Annotated in this window: 1 protein-coding gene; it reads left to right on the top strand. The window is 70.1% G+C overall.

Annotation, left to right across the window (positions count from 1 at the left end):
• A partial coding sequence (gene glp, locus B1964_RS21695) for a gephyrin-like molybdotransferase Glp (RefSeq protein ID WP_079931237.1) occupies nucleotides 1-884 on the top strand: 884 nt, incomplete at both ends.

The following is an 884-nucleotide window of genomic DNA, read 5'->3' as shown; positions in this document are numbered from 1 at the left end:
GCTGGCACCGGGAACTGCGCACCGCATCATGACCGGCGCACCGATGCCGGCCGGTGCCGACGCGGTGGTGCCGGTGGAACTGACCACCGCCGTGTTCAGCGGCGCCGAACCCGTCGAGGGCGCGCAGGTGGGCATCACCACCGCGGTGCCGACCGGTAAGCACATTCGCCCGGCGGGCTCCGACATCGTCGCCGGGCAGCCCGCGCTGCCGGCCGGTACCCGTATCGGTGCCGCGCAAATCGGGCTGCTGTGTGGGCTCGGGTTCTCGACGGTGAGCGTGTTCCGGCCGATGCGGGTGGCCGTGTTGTCCACCGGCTCCGAGCTGGTGGCGCCGGGAATTCCGTTGCGGCACGGACAGATCTACGAATCCAACGGCGCCATGCTGACCGCGGCGGCCATCGAGGCCGGCGCCGAGGCCAGGCACGTGCATTTCGTCCCCGACGACACGACCCAGTTCTTGCATCGCCTCGACGAGATCGCCGCCGACGCCGACCTCATCCTCACCTCCGGCGGGGTCAGTGCCGGCGCCTTCGAGGTGGTCAAGGAAGCGCTGGGCATGACCGGCGGGGTGGAGTTCGTGAAGGTCGCAATGCAGCCGGGGATGCCCCAGGGCTGCGGGCACTATCGCGGTCCGGCCGGACGGTCCGTGCCGATCGTGACCCTGCCCGGCAATCCGGTAAGTTCGCTGGTGTCCTTCGAGGTGTTCATCCGGGACCCGCTGCGTGCCGCGATGGGCCTGCATCTGCGCCGACAACGGCTGCGCGCACAACTGACCACCGCCTTGACCTCACCGGCGGGCAAACGTCAGTTCCAGCGTGCGGTCTTCGTCCGTCACCCCGACGGACCGGCCGTCACGACCGTCGGGCCGCCGGCATCACATCATC

The organism is Gordonia sp. i37 (genome assembly GCF_002043085.1).
GTDB lineage: Bacteria > Actinomycetota > Actinomycetes > Mycobacteriales > Mycobacteriaceae > Gordonia > Gordonia polyisoprenivorans.
This window is presented reverse-complemented; position numbering and strand designations above follow the sequence as displayed.